Consider the following 14,938-nt stretch of genomic DNA (forward strand, 5'->3'; position numbering starts at 1 on the left):
ATTTGTCGAAAAATCGATATATTGAAAAAATCGTTGATATATTGTAAGTTGTGATAGATATATTGAAAAAATCGTTGATATATTGTAAGTTGCGATAGATATATTTGAAAAATCGCTCATATAAATTCATATACTAAGATATAGAACAAAAAAATAGAGCTACTATACAAGGTCATTCACGTGTTATAATGCGTGAATTAAATATGCGTATATAAATAGTTTCCTAGCGTGATGCGATGTCATGTATGATTAGTGTAACAACTAGAGGTGAATAAAGGATGTTAACGTTTTTATTTGAGTTAGACAAAAATCTCCCGCAGAAGGATGAGCCACGGTATGATGCTTATTCAAAGGGCTTTATCGAAGGAGATGTAACGATTTGCGCGAGTGACAGCGTATTTTTTCAAAAATCATGTATGAAGGTTGCAGAGCTGGGGATTTATTTAGGTCAGTGGATGGAACAAGTTCAACATGGGCAGAACGTGCCTATGAAATATGAAACGGCTGACCGTGAAGAGGTAATTCTTGGTTTCTTCTATGAAGAGGATCATAATCAATGGAATGTTTTTTCCAGCTGGCAAGAATTTGAACTTCAAGAGTGTATAGCTACTGCAACATTAATAGAGAGTGTTCAACGCTATTTGTATGAGCTAAATAAAGAACTGCGCATGATAGAATATCCTGTGACGTTTGATCAGTACTTAAGAGGAGAGCGAATGATGCAGCTCTCTTACAAACGACCGTGTGATAGCAAAGCAGATACGACACCGATAGAGGTTTATAATGGAAGTGAGCAAGTAGGTGTAGTAAGGGGCTATTATAAAAATACGCTGATGAGAGTGCTGGATTTCATTCCGAAAATTGGTAGTAATATTATTTATGAAATAAAGGATAGTAAGGACAATATTCGCGTCATTGCAAAGGATGTAAGTAGGCAGCGCCAAAGAAGGATTTTAGTAATGTACAAAGATAATCATGATGCAGAGCATGAAATACTTGTATGTGACGGAAAGTTATTGGATGCAAATTTCTTATTTACCTTTACATATAAGGCAGAAGAATATGTTGTTCATAAAACTTCATTTGGAATGGGAAAGTTATTACGAAAGGGCTATGTAATTGCAGATTGGAATATTCGTCTTGAGGAAGATATGTATTACATTGAGATGAATGTATATGATGAAGATTACATGCAGGATCAATACTTGCTATTAGGCGTATTTCATGCGGTTTTATATGGATAATCAATGAGAAATACCGTCATTCTTCTTGGAAAGAATGACGGTATTTTTTTATGTGATTCTTGTGACTGGACGTCTTTAATCAATCCTCAAAAATAAAAATCTCATCAATCGTACTATGTAATGCCTTCGCTATATCGTGAGCAAGTTGTAAGGAAGGATTGTATTTACCTTTTTCGAGATGACTAATTGTTTCACGTCGCACACCAACGCTCTTCGCTAAATCTTCTTGTGTCATGTTCAATTTGGCACGGTATTCTTTTATTCTCGTTACGAATGCCATGGTGCATCTTCCATTTCATCAATTGGTTTATCGAAAAAGAACATAGAAAAGCCGAATGTAAGAATGAGTGTGCCGAAAATAAGAGCGATATCAATCTCTTGTAGCGTAGGGTTTGGAAATAACATTTCAATAAACATAATGATTGTGGTAGTTAGTAACGTAACGATAAATGCATTGCGACACGATTTATTGACAATTTGTTCAAACAGTTCATCGTGTTGAACTGTTCTATACGATGTGAAAAAGGAGAAGAAACAGAACATAGTAAACAATCCTTTTTCATAAAAAAATCCGAGGAAACCGAAGAAACCGAGAAATCCTAAATATTTTATCCAAGTTGTTTTCATGATAGTTCCTCCTTATAGTGTTAGAAATAAATCACGTTATGTTATAAATATATCACATATGGATAGGAATGGTAATAATAGTTTTCCAGTTTGGTTCATAATAATAGTAAAAAGAGGAAATATGCTGCGAAATAAAGAGGATAATATTGTAAAATGGTTGTAAGGAGGGGGAGGAAGAAATGCTAACTTGGATCATGATCGTTGTATTACTTGTAGTGATTACTGTCATTGCGACGGTGTTAATTGGGCGGAATGGTGATGCAAATTATAGCAAAGCGACAAAGGGGAATATTAAACGCTTAACAATGATTTATATTATACTAGCTGTCGTTTTAGTTGTTGGATTAGGGGTGTATATTTATTTTAAAGGTTAAATATACTGAAAAATGTAAAAATCTTAAAATAGAACTATGCTATAATATCAATATAGTTATTTGGTAATTAAGGAAAGGATTGGATGAAATGATTGAAATTACGAATGTGTCAAAAAGTTATAATGGGTCTACCTATGCAGTAAAAGACTTAAGTTTATCTGTACCTAGCGGCGAAATCTTTGGATTTTTAGGACCGAATGGTGCGGGTAAATCAACGACAATTAAGATGATTACTGGTATTCACGGGGTGGACAAAGGGACTATTACGATTAACGGAAAAAATATTATGGAAGAGCCGATGGAAGCGAAGAAGACGTTTGGTTATGTACCAGATAGTCCAGATATGTTTTTACGATTAAAAGGAATTGAATATTTAAACTTTATGGCCGATATGTATGAAGTGCCGAAAGAAGTACGACAAGAACGAATAGAGTCTTTAGCGAAGAAGTTTGATCTTTATAATGCTTTATCTGATCAAATTCAAAGTTATTCGCACGGTATGAGACAAAAAATCGTTATTATTGGTGTGCTCGTACATGAGCCAGATGTATGGATTTTAGATGAACCATTAACTGGGCTTGATCCGAAATCTGCATATATTTTAAAAGAAATGATGAGAGAGCATGCGGATAAAGGAAAGATTGTATTTTTCTCTACACACGTATTAGAAGTGGCAGAAAAATTATGTGACCGCGTCGCGATTATTAATAAGGGAAACCTTCAGTTTAAAGGGAATTTAGATGAAATGAGAGATCATTTTAAATCCAATGAATCACTTGAAAAAATGTTCTTGGAGATGACGGGCAATGAGTAAAATTTGGACGTTAACGAAAGTATTATTGAAATTAAATTATGCAGATTTTATAACAGATAAGAAGAAGCGATGGGCGTATGTATTTTCATTTGCAGCTATTTTATTTGTCGGCTTTTTACTGTTTGGTTCTATCACGCATGCAATGTATGAGGGAATGATACATTTAGGGCAAGATCCAGGAATGATTATCGCAATGGGACTTGCGATTGCGAGTATATGGGTATTTTTAATGAGTATTACGAACATTTTAACTGTATTTTACTACAGCAATGACATTGAAATGTTATTACCATTACCATTAAAACCAGCGCAAATTATTTCAGCCAAATTTTTAACAGTATTAATTACACAATACGTAATGAGTTCATTTATTTTATTACCGATCTTTATTACGTACGGTTTAAAAAGTGGCGCATTTATTACATATTACATATATATGATTTTCATTTACTTACTCTTCCCAATTGTGCCGTTAGTACTAGCTTCGTTACTGATGACAGTTATTATGAGGTATACAAATATAGCGAAAAATAAAGACCGAGGAAATATATTTATTGGAATCGTAAGTATACTATTTATTGTAGGAATTAACGTATTTTTGCAGTGGAAAAATAAAAGTTCGTTTTCTGAAGATGCAATTGCGGATTACCTTGCAAACAACCAGTCTTCTCTTTTAGTACAAATGACAAACTATTTTCCAACTACATATTTTGGAGCAGTAGCATTAGTAGAAAATGCAAATTGGAAGGGACCTTTATATGTAATAATCTTTGCAGTTATTTCATTTGTCTTCTTTGTTTTGTTTTATTACATAGCAGAGCGTACATATTTAAAAGGGGTTATTGGACTTTCAACGAGTACAGCAAAGAAACAAGTTATTTCGGCGGAAGGTTTACAGAAATCAACAGTACAAAGTTCGCATTTAAAAGCGTATGTGAAAAAAGAATTTAAAACGTTATTCCGTACACCACAATTTTTCTTAAATTGCATTGTACAAACTTTCGTTATGCCAATTATGTTGTTCTTTATTTTATTTGTGCAAGATGGAAATTTAAAGTTTATTACAGAGTATATTAACAATTCAGAGACAACGGGATTTGCAATTGGTGTTGGCCTTTGTGCATCGTTATTTTTAATGGGTAGTAACGTCATTGCAACAACGTCATTTTCGCGAGATGGAAGCTCTTGGTTTGTGAATCGTTATTTACCAGTAAAGGCTTCGGATATCTTTTTTGCGAAAGCAATCACTGCTTGGTTAATTAATGTGATCATTTTAGCAGTATTCGGTATTACGATGGCAGTTGTAGCTGGGATTTCTCCAGTCTTTATGATACTGTGGTTTTTACTAAGTGCGAACGGGTTGTTATTAATTAATTTAATCGGAACACGCTGGGACGCGCAAACTGCAGATATTCATTGGGATACAGAGCAGAAACTATTTAAAAGTCGATATACAACTTTGTGGAATTTTTTAGCTAATATTTTAATAGCTTTAATTATTGTGGGGGGAGTAAGTGTATTATACTTCTTCCTTCATGTCGGACTGTGGGTTATGTTTATCGTTTTATTTGTAATGTTTACGATTGTAAATTATATCTTTATTAAAATGTTAAAATTAGGTGCTGAACGTATACTGTCAAATATTCAATAAGAAGATAGATCCTCTGTATTCATGCAGGGGATCTGTGTATAGATGGAGGAGAAAAAGGTGAAGAAAATAGCAATTGTAACAGGGGCAACTCGTCTGAATGGAATTGGTGCAGCTGTATGCAAGGTGCTTGCTCAAAAAGGGATAGACATTTTTTTCACGTACTGGCCAAAGTATGATAAAGCGATGCCATGGGGAATGAGTGATCAAGAACCCTTTTTGCTGAAAAAGGAAATTGAAAGTTACGATGTTCGATGTGAAATGGCAGAAATCAATTTATCGCAGTCTTATTCGCCAAATCGTTTGTTTTATATGGTATCAGAACGGTTAGGTGATCCATCTATTCTAGTTAATAATGCAGTATATTCTACTCATACGAGAATTGAGGAATTAGATGTAGAGCAGTTGGATAAACATTATACAGTTAATGTTCGGGCTACTATGCTATTAAGTTCATTGTTTATAAAACATTATTCACTTAAAACGGGCGGGAGTATTATTAATCTTACTTCAGGACAGTCAGTAGGTCCAATGCCAGATGAACTAGCATATGCAGCAACGAAAGGGGCAATTGAAGCATTTACAAAGTCAGTAGCACCAGTTGCGATGGAGAAGGGGATTACAGTGAATGCTGTAGATCCAGGACCGACGAATACAGGATGGATTACAGAGGAGCTGAAGCATCATTTAGTATGGAAGTTCCCGCAAGGTAAAGTAGGAGAACCGGTGGATGCTGCGCGCTTAATTTCTTTTTTAGTAAGTGAAGAAGCGAAATGGGTTACTGGGCAAGTCATTCACTCGAATGGTGGTTATTCATAAAAATATTATGTTAACAAATGTTGAGAAACAAAAAACGAAAGAAAATTTTATTTTTTTTGTATAAATAAAATGTCAAGAAAGATAAAAATTTGATAGAAGAGTATATCGTCATATGAAGATAGTAATTCTTAATGTGACAATATACTCTTTTTCTTTTACTTGCGAGTAGAAAAATGAAGTAGAAGAAACTCGAATATTAAAATGAGTTTATCAGTTTTTGTACGTATTATTATGAAGATTACTGTCGGAAAGATGATAATTCGTATGAAAAGGGATTTTTTAAGGGGGAATCGAATCGTAAAGGGGAGGATAAATTATGTAAAACATAGGGGGATTTATATGAAAATGAAAAAGGTCGCTATCGCATCGATAACAATTGGTACAATGCTTACTATGGCAGCTTGTAGTCCTTCAGCAGATAAAGAAACGGAAAAGAAAGAGCAAGTAACTGCGCAAAATGATGGAGAAGCAAAAACGACAAGTGCAGATGAAGCGTCAAAAACAACGAAAGATACTGAAAAAGAAACAAATACTTCTTCAAATGAAAAAACAGATAAGGATGCAAAAAATACGAAAGAATCATCAGGGACAGAAAGTAACGGCAAAACGTCAACTCAAAACGAAAATGTAAAAACAAAAGAAAAAGAGACGACAGGAAAAACGAATGATCAAACGACTAGCGGGAAAACAACAGATCAAAGCACAAGTACAAGCACAAACAATAATGGAAAGACAACGAAAGATCCGAAGAAAAGTGTTGCTGTGAAAACGAATGTTAAAGAAGTTGTAGCATTAATTGATAGCTTGGACAAGCAGTTAGCTGCTAATCCAAAATTGGAAACAGTGAATAAGCTTGGCAAACAAATTAATGAAAAGTGGGATGTGATTGAAAAAGAGCTAGAAGCATCACATCCGACGGATTCTAAAACAATCGGTCAAAGTATGTATCCGTTAATTGTAGGAGCGGAGAAAGAAAAAATCGATATTAATAAAATGAAATCATTAACGACGAAAACGAAAAAAGATTTAAATCAGTTATTGACGAAACTTTCATAGTTTCAAAAGCCTACTCGTGTGAGTAGGCCTTTTTTAGTTTGTTGTAATGTGCACAGTATAACTTATTTATTTTCATTTTCAATTACGATGCGAAAGGAACTGAATGCTTGTTGACTGATATAATCTTCTTCGCTAACTTTATAAGGAAATGGAAAAGCGACGAGTTGCAAATTACTTTCCTGATCCACTGAAGGCAATGTGAAATTAAAGATTTGTCTTGTTTCAGGTGCAACCTTAGTATAAACGACTTTTCTATTGTTAAATATTTCAACTTGTTTCCAATCTTTAAAAGCCACGATTGCGTAAGTCATTTCATCATTTGTTTCATTACCGTTTGATAAAATTAATTGCTTGCCTTCCTTTTCAAAGAAGACAGTTTGTAAGTTCTCTTCACGGTTCGTAAAGACCATCTTTTAAAATAGCATCTGGATTTATAAGGGAGAGTTTTATTTTTTCGTTTTCTTTCTGAAGAGGATGCATTGAATATCGCATACTTAGAATATCTTCTAAAATAACTGCTTTATTTAAGTTATTATCTTTTAATTTGTATTCAGGTTTTTTAATTATTAAAAAGGTTAATTCACTTGCATTAGGAGAAGTGCGTAAAGAGATTTTCGTAGTAATTGAACTGTTTGGTTTCATATCAAAAAAATAGTGTGATATTTCATTAGTAGTATCTTCTATTTTAAAAGGTTTTTGTTCGTAATCTTCTAGAACAATTAATCCATATTTTCGGTTTTCATTAATAGTATGTACGAATGATAATGTTACATTAATTTTATTATCCTCACTAGTAATTGTACTACCATTGTTAATATGTTGGCCTTGATTATCCTTCACTCCGTAAGAAATAGTATTGGTTTGTTGCTCTCGTTTATTTTCTATGGAAGGTGGATGAGGTTGTATGAATGAAGTATTGAACAAAATATAAATTGTAAGTAATGAAATAAGTAAAACACCGCTAATAATATATATTTGTTTCATAAATAGCACCTCAATATATGTAAAATATTAGAGAAAAAAGATATGCAAGATGCATATCTTTTTTCTCTTTCTTACCAGAAAGCTTTTGTTTCGTGATTCACATCATTATAACCACTTAATTTATAGGTATGATTACCGATAGCGTAATCATCTCCATAATAAATGCTTGTGTTGGTCGCTGTAGCACTTACAAAGGATGATTTTTTTGCACTATTACTTTTCGTATTCACTAATGAGCCATCGCCATTGAAAGTTCTTGCTTTTGCATAAACATAGTCTTCGGTCGTAGTTGATTTCGATTTAGCAACTGCATAGGGGTTACCAAAAAAGGGAGTATATACGCTAATGTTAGAGTCATTCTTAGGTGCAGCTGCAATAGTCAAACTAGGAACACTAGATGTTTTTGTTGATTGAATTGTATCAAAGTCAACTAAAACGGGCTGCTTGTCTACAGTATCGACCTCTGAAGCACTTGCGTTATTAGTAAAACCAAAACCTAAAACTGCTAACCCTAAAGTTGTCACCGATAAAGATTTTTTCATATTCACTAATTTTCCCACCTTTTTAAATTTTTGAGTTCGAACTCAATTCATACAATATATGAAAATTTCGAAACTCTCAATGGTTTATTCCATACTTAACTTTTCTTTTACTTTCGATTCAACATGTCTTCATTTGCAAAAAAGCGAATATATCTTCTAATGCTTAGCCAGCAAGGGATACAGGTTTAACTTTATGAAATTCGTGTAAATTTAAATCTATTCATGTCAGAATCTCTGTTATTTTTAAGTTCATATGGGAAACTTATTAAAAAAAGGATGGTGACAAAAATGACAATCGATCGAATTTGTACAATTGGACCCGCAAGTAATAATAAAGAAACGTTAGCACAGTTAATAAAGAATGGTATGAAAATTGTTCGACTGAATTTATCGCATGGCACGCATGAAAGTCATAAAGACATCATTCGTTTAGTGAAATCATTAGATGACTCTATTAAATTTTTGGGTGATGTACAAGGACCTAAAATAAGATTAGGTGAAGTGAAGGGAGAGCAAATTACACTTCAGGCAGGAGATTCTTTTATTTTACATACACAATCAGTTACAGGGAGTAATACAGAAGCGAGTGTTGATTATGAAGGAATTGCGAATGATGTAAAAGTAGGCAGTAGAATTTTAATTAATGATGGAGAAGTTGAATTAATTGTTGAAAAGATAAGTACGGACAAAATAGAAACGAAGGTAAAAACAGGTGGCAATATCTCATCTCATAAAGGAGTTAATTTACCAGATGCGGCTGTTCGTTTACCAGCTATTACAGAGAAAGATAAAAAAGATATTCAGTTTCTTTTAGAGGAGAATGTTGATTTTATCGCGTGTTCTTTCGTAAGAAAACCTAGTCATATAAAAGAAATACGAGATTTTATACAACAGTATAAAGAAACGTCACCTAATATAATTGCAAAAATAGAAACGATGGAAGCAATCGAGAATTTTCAAGATATATGTAAAGAAGCAGATGGAATTATGATTGCAAGGGGCGATTTAGGAGTAGAGTTACCGTATCAATGCATTCCGCTTTTACAGAAAATAATGATTCAGGAATGTAATCGAACGAATACATATGTCATTACAGCAACACAAATGCTTCAATCTATGGTAGATCATTCTATTCCAACAAGAGCAGAGGTGACTGATGTGTTTCAAGCTGTACTGGACGGGACGAATGCAGTTATGCTTTCAGCTGAAAGTGCATCAGGAGAGCATCCAATCGAAAGTGTGAGAACATTACGTCTCGTTTCAGAATTTGCGGAACATGTTAAAAAAGATGGACCTTTTGCGATGAAAGATGTACTGCAATTACTGCGTGAGTCTCTGGATGAGTAATAAATAAAAAGAGGGCGGATATGCATCCGCCCTCGTGTTTTTCATTCATACTATTCTTGCTCTTGCTCATCCAAAATCTTTTCAAACGCAGCAGATACTTTATCAAACTCTTCATCATTTTCAATGTATGAAAACTCATTATCTTCTTCTACTTTTAAAAAGAAAATATCAATGTCTTCCTCAGTTTCTGTTTGGATATCTTCAACAAAGGCAACAGCAATATATTCTGCACCTTCGACATCCATCGCTCCAAGTACTTCTACTTCTTGCTCTTCGTTATTCTCATCACTAAGAGTAAACACTTCGCCAACTTCAATATCAGACATATTCATTCTCCTCCTGTTCGACTCTAAAAATAGAGCACTCAAACTGTATACATACTAACATATCTTTCCATGAAAAACCAAATTCATACGTAAGAAAACAATTCATTCTTCTTTAGTATGAGTATACAGCTATTAGGAGCATTATTTGTCTGTGCTATATTACTTAATCCATTCAACAATTGTATCCATAGTCTGTCTTGTTTTATCACGCTTTGGCTCTTCTTTACGGTAACCAAAGGCAACCATAACTGATACTTCAAAGTTATCGCCTTGTATAATGCCTTCTTGACGAAGTAAAGAATCTACTTCCTCTTTATCAAATCCTTCTATTGGACAAGAATCAATACCGATTTGAGCTGCGCTCGTCATCATATTACCTAAAGCAATATAAGTTTGTTTAGATGCCCAATCAAATACAGCACGATCGGATTGTAATAAGTTAAAATCTGATTCCTGGAACTTTTTGAAGAATTCATATCTAATTTTTTGAGTGTCTTCAGGCAATCCAATAATATCGTTCATCATATATTTAATATACTCTGCATCATAATGCATATCTTTAATGTTTCTTGAAAGAACAATAACAAAATGACTAGCTGTTGCAAGTTGCCCACCAGCGCCCCATGAATACGGTTGTAGTTTTTCTCTTAATTCTTTATTTTGTACGACAATAAATTTCCAAGGCTCATATCCAAAAGAAGAAGGAGATAATCTGCCTGTTTCTAAAATGAATTTGAAATCCTCTTCTGAAATTTTGTGCATAGGATCGAATTCTTTACATGCATGTCTGAAATGAAAAGCCTCCATAATCTTTTCTTTTGTAATTTCATTTGTATTTGTCATAAAAGTTCCTCTTTTCATGAATTTATTTTTGTAAGTAAATTATATTTTTAAAGTAACACAGATACAAGTACGCACATTTATGTGGTATAGTATCAAAAAAGATACTATTGATAAGGGAAGGGATTTATTATGGATTGTTCAAATGAAAATAATATAAATTACCCATTTTTAAATAAATATTCTTGTCCAGTTGAAGCTATGGTTGAGGTGATTGGAGGGAAATGGAAAGGGGTAATTTTGTATCATTTATTAGATGGTACAAAGCGGTTTAATGAATTAAAAAGATTAAAACCAAATATCACACAAAGGATGTTAACACTGCAGCTGAGAGAACTTGAAGCTGATGGGATTATACATCGTGAAGTATACCGTGAAGTACCACCTAAAGTTGAATATTCGTTAACTGAGCTTGGTGAATCACTACGTCCAGTGCTTCTATTAATGATGGAATGGGCAACTCATAATATGGAGAAGGTTTTGGAGAATAGGAATACGAAAAATAATAGTTAAGAGTTGAAATTGATATAGACGAGTTATGTGAAATAGTTGTAGAAATAAAAGGTGTTTCCATACGTGAAAACACCTTTTATTTCTATATTTTTTACTTTTTAACTTCAACTGCTGAAGTTGGAAAGTTATTTAAGTTTGCAGTTTGACCATACCAATCAGCATGTTTAAAAACAACACCTTTTCCATATCCGTCAGTTGAAGTACGTTCCCATAGTGTTGTTGAGTAGCTAGCAGTAGGAGCTGCTGTACGTACAGAAACAATTTGATTTTGCCAACTAGCAGACAAGTTTTTATAACCGCTACTTAGAGAAAAATACTCGCTACCTTGATTTGTAAGTTTATAGAAGTCTGTACTACCAGGTCCGCTTCCTCCAACACCAAGGGGAGTGATTGAATGATTCAACCTTTGTTTATCTTTTTCAATAAAAGACTCTAAACTTTCTTTGCTCGAAAATCCATAAGATAACCAGTCTCCATTTTGATTTTGTTTCGGTAGAACTAACGTTATTTTTACGTCTTCCTTTGATGGAGCACTCAATTTGTTAAACGAATCAACAGTCTTTTCATCTACAGTTACATATTCGAAAGAGGAAATCGTATAATCTTTTTCGGTACTAGCTGATACTGATCCCAGTCCTCCAGTTAACGACGAGACAGTTAATAATGCACCTGCTACCAACTTTTTCAGCATGGATTCATCTCCTTAAAACTTAGATTTTTTACATAACTAAAATGTATGTTAATTTGAATGTTTTATAAATATTTAGAAATTTATAAAAATTAAACAGAATATTCTTTTATTATTCTGAAGTAAGGAAAGTAATTAAAAATGAAAAAAGGTTTACTTAAAAAGTAAACCCTTTTTGCTGACCTATTTCAAAACTCAATGGATGAAAGTTTCATTTTATCCATCTATGAATCATACACTTCTTTTGCATTCGTAGAAGCAGCATCTAATAAAAGGAAAATGGCTGCTATCATATGTAGAAAGATGTCTATATAAGGAAAGAAGGCAACTAGAGTAACGATAATACCGATATAATGAGGGTACGTATTCATGCCTTCTTTTTTAGCTAATAAAATAGTAGTGATATGAAAAACAATCAATAGTAGTAAAGGTAACCCATATAGGTTAACAAGACTTGGAAATACATAATAACAAGGAAGTAATAAAAGATGATAGATCCCTGTAGTCCGCTTTAGTGCTTGAATGTAGGTTTTCAAAGTTAATCCTCCTAAAACAATTCATATCTATATATTACCAAAAATAATAGGTAATTGGATATTGTTTATTTGTATTTTTAATAGATTATAATAATTTTATGTAAACTAATTGTTAGGTATCTATAAAATAGAAAAACCACCCAAACGAGGGTGGTTCGTATTATAAATAACTACTTAAAGAAGAAATCGGAACCTTCACTTCACTACCTTCCTTCATATTCCGCAGCATAACGGTTTCTGTACTAAGTTCGTCTTCCCCAATAATAAGTACATAAGGGATATTCTCTTTATTGGCATAATTAAGAGCACGTTTTAATTTGCGTCCCGCTAGTTCAAGTTCGACTTTTAAGGAAGTGGTGGAACGTAATTGCTGGGCAATTTGTAAGCATTGTAACTCTGTCCCAAGCGGGATGATAAATAGATCCGCTGTAGATGAGATTGTTTCTTTCTGCGATAGTGCTGTATAAATAACGTCTAAACCGAATGAAATACCGACTGTTGGATAGTTTATATTATCACCACGGAAAGCTCCGATAATGTTATTGTATCGACCACCGCTACCGATGCTAGATGTAATCGATCCATCTTTTAAAAAGATTTCATATACAGTACCTGTATACATTGTGAGTCCTCGCGCTAAAAACGGGTTGAATATCGTATTTTCATTTATTCCAAGGGCGATTAAATATTGCTGTAATTGTTGTAGTTCGTTTACTCCATCGGCAACGAGTGGATTATTGAAAGTTTCTTTAAAGTCAGCGATAGTAAGCTTTAGACAAGATAATACGGTATTACATATCGTATCAGCCATTTCTTCAGAAATTCCGCGCTCTAATACATCTTTTCGTACACCATCAATCCCAATCTTTTCGATTTTATCTAATGATAAAATGACGTCACTTGTTAACTCAGTAGGGATGTTAATGGCCTGAAGAATACCATTTAACAATTTTCGGTTATTATATTGGATCGTTATCTCTAAGTTTAACGTTCGGAACAGTTCAAACGCCATATCCATAAGTTCAGCTTCTGCCATGACAGACTCAACACCGACGATATCAACGTCGCATTGTATAAATTCACGAAATCTTCCTTGTTTAATTGGCCCATCTCGAAATACTTTCCCAATCTCATAACGTTTAAAAGGGAGGCGGAGGTTCGGATTCATTGCCACAACTTTTGCGAATGGAATAGTTAAATCGTATCGTAAGGCGAGCTCACGTTTCCCTTGATCCTGAAGTGTATATATTTCTTTTAATATTTCATCGCCACCGCCGTACTTGTAAGACATAAGCTCATACATATTTAACGTCGGCGTTTCTAAAGGTTTGCATCCGTATCGTTCAAACGTATCTTCACAAGCTCTTTTAATTTTATTTCGCAGCACTTGTTCTTCTGGTAAATAGTCTTTCGTTCCTTTTACATTTCTCATTTCCATCATAATCACTCCTTTTTTAAATTAAAAAAAGCTATGCAGGTATAAAAATACCCACATAGCTTTATGAACGCTTCGTGGGTCAACAGGAAAAACCCTGTACCCACGAAGAAAAATTTTTCTTCGGATACACGGCGTTACGTATGATGATAAAGTTGGAAAGAAGTATTAAAATTTCGCATTGCAAATCTCTCCTTAACGTAAGTTTTTCCAAATTATATCAGATGATTTTTGAATTATCAATATTTTTAGTTTTGAAAAATACGTGAAGTTATGTAGGAGAAATGGAAAAGGGTGTATAATAAAGGAAAACTTAATGATATGAAATAAAGTTTTAAGGAGAACGTTATGAAAAAAGATAAAACAAATGCGATGCGAATATTAGATAAAGAAAAAATTGAATATTCGATGATGTCATATGATCCAGACGATGGGAAAATTGATGGCGTATCAGTAGCCGAGAAAATTGGACGAGAAGTGAGAGAAGTATATAAAACGTTAATCGCTCAAGGGAATAGTAAAAATTATCATGTGTTTATTATTCCGGTAGATGAGGAACTAAATTTAAAAGCTGCCGCAAAAGCAGTAAGTGAAAAGAAAATTGAAATGATTCCTGTTAAAGATATTACGAAAGTGTCAGGATACATTCGCGGCGGTTGTTCACCAGTTGGAATGAAAAAGTTATTTTCTACATGTATCGATGAAAGCGCCCAATCACTTGAAACGATGATTGTAAGTGGAGGGAAAATCGGCGTGCAAATTGAGCTTAAAGTGGATGATTTGGTGAAAGTAACGAGAGCGCAATTTGGTGAAATAACGAAATAATGATACATAGGAAAAGCAGTTCTAGTTTTATTGAATTTAGATAATATTTTATAGGATAGTTAGTTCATTATGGGGCTGATTATCCTTTTTATTTACGTAATAATACATTATGTTAACCGATTATGTGTACAGTATTCAGCCGAAAACAAACAACATATCAACTCTCTAAAATGGTAAAATAGGGAAAAGGGCATCCTGAATATTACCTTTAGAAACCACTATTTATCACATAGGGGTTTTTAAAAAAGTAAAGGGGGGAGATAAAGGAAATATATTAATGGATTGTACATATCACTTATATTGATGGTGTTTATTAATTT

General features: G+C 33.5%; 17 protein-coding genes and 1 pseudogene. 9 read left to right on the plus strand and 9 right to left on the minus strand.

The genetic code is table 11. From position 1 onward, the window contains the following. Positions 1-278: 278 nt before the first annotated feature. Positions 279-1,244: a tubby C-terminal domain-like protein gene (locus DN404_RS07510; protein ID WP_149214915.1), complete on the plus strand. Its 966-nt coding sequence runs from the start codon at positions 279-281 to the stop codon at positions 1,242-1,244. A 79-nt stretch (positions 1,245-1,323) separates the two neighbouring features. Here DN404_RS07510 and DN404_RS07515 read toward each other — a convergent pair whose 3' ends face one another. Together DN404_RS07515 and DN404_RS07520 are read right to left on the minus strand one after the other, a co-directional pair. Continuing rightward, positions 1,324-1,524 carry a helix-turn-helix transcriptional regulator gene (locus DN404_RS07515; RefSeq protein WP_000896323.1) on the minus strand — a complete coding sequence of 67 codons (201 nt, stop codon included), beginning with the start codon at positions 1,522-1,524 and terminating at the stop codon, positions 1,324-1,326. Then, positions 1,512-1,871: a DUF3796 domain-containing protein gene (locus DN404_RS07520; RefSeq protein WP_000859224.1), complete on the minus strand. Its 360-nt coding sequence runs from the start codon at positions 1,869-1,871 to the stop codon at positions 1,512-1,514. Before DN404_RS07520 ends, DN404_RS07515 begins: the two co-directional genes overlap by 13 nt. A 179-nt stretch (positions 1,872-2,050) precedes the next feature. Between DN404_RS07520 and DN404_RS07525 the strand changes: the two genes are divergently transcribed. The 5 genes from DN404_RS07525 to DN404_RS07545 all read left to right on the plus strand — a co-directional run bounded on the left by DN404_RS07525 (position 2,051) and on the right by DN404_RS07545 (position 6,582). Beyond that, positions 2,051-2,245, plus strand: coding sequence for a hypothetical protein (locus tag DN404_RS07525; RefSeq protein WP_000958863.1), 195 nt, complete (start codon positions 2,051-2,053; stop codon positions 2,243-2,245). Positions 2,246-2,333: 88 nt separating this feature from the next. Continuing rightward, on the plus strand, positions 2,334-3,059 hold the full coding sequence (locus DN404_RS07530) for an ABC transporter ATP-binding protein (protein ID WP_000570206.1): 726 nt from the start codon (positions 2,334-2,336) through the stop codon (positions 3,057-3,059). Then, positions 3,052-4,710, plus strand: a complete 1,659-nt coding sequence (locus DN404_RS07535; protein ID WP_000036886.1) for a putative ABC transporter permease subunit — start codon at positions 3,052-3,054, stop codon at positions 4,708-4,710. The genes DN404_RS07530 and DN404_RS07535 overlap by 8 nt, the downstream gene beginning before the upstream one ends. Positions 4,711-4,767: 57 nt before the next feature. Further along, positions 4,768-5,526, plus strand: a complete 759-nt coding sequence (locus tag DN404_RS07540; protein WP_000716965.1) for an SDR family oxidoreductase — start codon at positions 4,768-4,770, stop codon at positions 5,524-5,526. A 339-nt stretch (positions 5,527-5,865) separates the two neighbouring features. Further along, positions 5,866-6,582 (plus strand): hypothetical protein, encoded by a 717-nt coding sequence (locus tag DN404_RS07545; protein WP_000782545.1) that lies wholly within the window; start codon positions 5,866-5,868, stop codon positions 6,580-6,582. A gap of 62 nt (positions 6,583-6,644) precedes the next feature. Here DN404_RS07545 and DN404_RS07550 read toward each other — a convergent pair. Both DN404_RS07550 and DN404_RS07555 read right to left on the minus strand, forming a co-directional pair. Then, positions 6,645-7,566 (minus strand): annotated as a pseudogene (locus DN404_RS07550) (hypothetical protein). A 71-nt stretch (positions 7,567-7,637) separates the two neighbouring features. Further along, entirely contained in the window at positions 7,638-8,114 is a 477-nt protein-coding gene (locus DN404_RS07555) for a hypothetical protein (RefSeq protein ID WP_001056353.1), read from the minus strand. Between the two features lie 282 nt (positions 8,115-8,396). Between DN404_RS07555 and DN404_RS07560 the strand changes: the two genes are divergently transcribed. Next, complete coding sequence (locus DN404_RS07560; protein WP_000151083.1) at positions 8,397-9,455, plus strand: pyruvate kinase; 1,059 nt, start codon at positions 8,397-8,399, stop codon at positions 9,453-9,455. 50 nt (positions 9,456-9,505) lie between these two features. Here DN404_RS07560 and DN404_RS07565 read toward each other — a convergent pair whose 3' ends face one another. Together DN404_RS07565 and DN404_RS07570 are read right to left on the minus strand one after the other, a co-directional pair. Continuing rightward, positions 9,506-9,787, minus strand: a complete 282-nt coding sequence (locus DN404_RS07565; protein ID WP_002005464.1) for a DUF1292 domain-containing protein — start codon at positions 9,785-9,787, stop codon at positions 9,506-9,508. A 153-nt stretch (positions 9,788-9,940) separates the two neighbouring features. Next, entirely contained in the window at positions 9,941-10,624 is a 684-nt protein-coding gene (locus DN404_RS07570) for an NAD(P)H-dependent oxidoreductase (protein WP_060851896.1), read from the minus strand. 129 nt (positions 10,625-10,753) lie between these two features. Here DN404_RS07570 and DN404_RS07575 point away from each other — a divergent pair, with 129 nt between their 5' ends. Next, the gene (locus tag DN404_RS07575) at positions 10,754-11,134 is read left to right on the plus strand and encodes a winged helix-turn-helix transcriptional regulator (protein ID WP_149214916.1); all 381 of its coding nucleotides are present in this window, start codon (positions 10,754-10,756) and stop codon (positions 11,132-11,134) included. 91 nt (positions 11,135-11,225) lie between these two features. Here DN404_RS07575 and DN404_RS07580 read toward each other — a convergent pair whose 3' ends face one another. The 3 genes from DN404_RS07580 to DN404_RS07590 all read right to left on the minus strand — a co-directional run bounded on the left by DN404_RS07580 (position 11,226) and on the right by DN404_RS07590 (position 13,796). Continuing rightward, a complete protein-coding gene (locus tag DN404_RS07580) occupies positions 11,226-11,825 on the minus strand; it encodes a hypothetical protein (protein WP_000914421.1) in 600 nt (199 codons plus the stop codon). Positions 11,826-12,046: 221 nt separating this feature from the next. Beyond that, on the minus strand, positions 12,047-12,358 hold the full coding sequence (locus DN404_RS07585) for a hypothetical protein (protein WP_149214917.1): 312 nt from the start codon (positions 12,356-12,358) through the stop codon (positions 12,047-12,049). 160 nt (positions 12,359-12,518) lie between these two features. Further along, a complete protein-coding gene (locus tag DN404_RS07590) occupies positions 12,519-13,796 on the minus strand; it encodes a histidine--tRNA ligase (protein ID WP_149214918.1) in 1,278 nt (425 codons plus the stop codon). A gap of 345 nt (positions 13,797-14,141) precedes the next feature. On the opposite strand from DN404_RS07590, the gene ybaK reads away from it, so the two are divergent. Next, positions 14,142-14,618 (plus strand): Cys-tRNA(Pro) deacylase, encoded by a 477-nt coding sequence (gene ybaK / locus DN404_RS07595; RefSeq protein ID WP_016122872.1) that lies wholly within the window; start codon positions 14,142-14,144, stop codon positions 14,616-14,618. Positions 14,619-14,938: the final 320 nt, after the last annotated feature.

Origin of the sequence: Bacillus sp. TE8-1 (assembly GCF_008368855.1) — a bacterium.
GTDB lineage: Bacteria > Bacillota > Bacilli > Bacillales > Bacillaceae_G > Bacillus_A > Bacillus_A cereus.

What these genes read in the sequence shown, in the direction of transcription:
- DN404_RS07510 (WP_149214915.1), top strand. Translation starts at nt 279, where the DNA reads ATGTTAACGTTTTTATTTGAGTTAGACAAAAATCTCCCGCAGAAGGAT.
- DN404_RS07515 (WP_000896323.1), bottom strand. Translation starts at nt 1,524, where the DNA reads ATGGCATTCGTAACGAGAATAAAAGAATACCGTGCCAAATTGAACATG.
- DN404_RS07520 (WP_000859224.1), bottom strand. Translation starts at nt 1,871, where the DNA reads ATGAAAACAACTTGGATAAAATATTTAGGATTTCTCGGTTTCTTCGGT.
- DN404_RS07525 (WP_000958863.1), top strand. Translation starts at nt 2,051, where the DNA reads ATGCTAACTTGGATCATGATCGTTGTATTACTTGTAGTGATTACTGTC.
- DN404_RS07530 (WP_000570206.1), top strand. Translation starts at nt 2,334, where the DNA reads ATGATTGAAATTACGAATGTGTCAAAAAGTTATAATGGGTCTACCTAT.
- DN404_RS07535 (WP_000036886.1), top strand. Translation starts at nt 3,052, where the DNA reads ATGAGTAAAATTTGGACGTTAACGAAAGTATTATTGAAATTAAATTAT.
- DN404_RS07545 (WP_000782545.1), top strand. Translation starts at nt 5,866, where the DNA reads ATGAAAATGAAAAAGGTCGCTATCGCATCGATAACAATTGGTACAATG.
- DN404_RS07560 (WP_000151083.1), top strand. Translation starts at nt 8,397, where the DNA reads ATGACAATCGATCGAATTTGTACAATTGGACCCGCAAGTAATAATAAA.
- DN404_RS07565 (WP_002005464.1), bottom strand. Translation starts at nt 9,787, where the DNA reads ATGAATATGTCTGATATTGAAGTTGGCGAAGTGTTTACTCTTAGTGAT.
- DN404_RS07570 (WP_060851896.1), bottom strand. Translation starts at nt 10,624, where the DNA reads ATGACAAATACAAATGAAATTACAAAAGAAAAGATTATGGAGGCTTTT.
- DN404_RS07575 (WP_149214916.1), top strand. Translation starts at nt 10,754, where the DNA reads ATGGATTGTTCAAATGAAAATAATATAAATTACCCATTTTTAAATAAA.
- DN404_RS07580 (WP_000914421.1), bottom strand. Translation starts at nt 11,825, where the DNA reads ATGCTGAAAAAGTTGGTAGCAGGTGCATTATTAACTGTCTCGTCGTTA.
- DN404_RS07590 (WP_149214918.1), bottom strand. Translation starts at nt 13,796, where the DNA reads ATGGAAATGAGAAATGTAAAAGGAACGAAAGACTATTTACCAGAAGAA.
- ybaK (WP_016122872.1), top strand. Translation starts at nt 14,142, where the DNA reads ATGAAAAAAGATAAAACAAATGCGATGCGAATATTAGATAAAGAAAAA.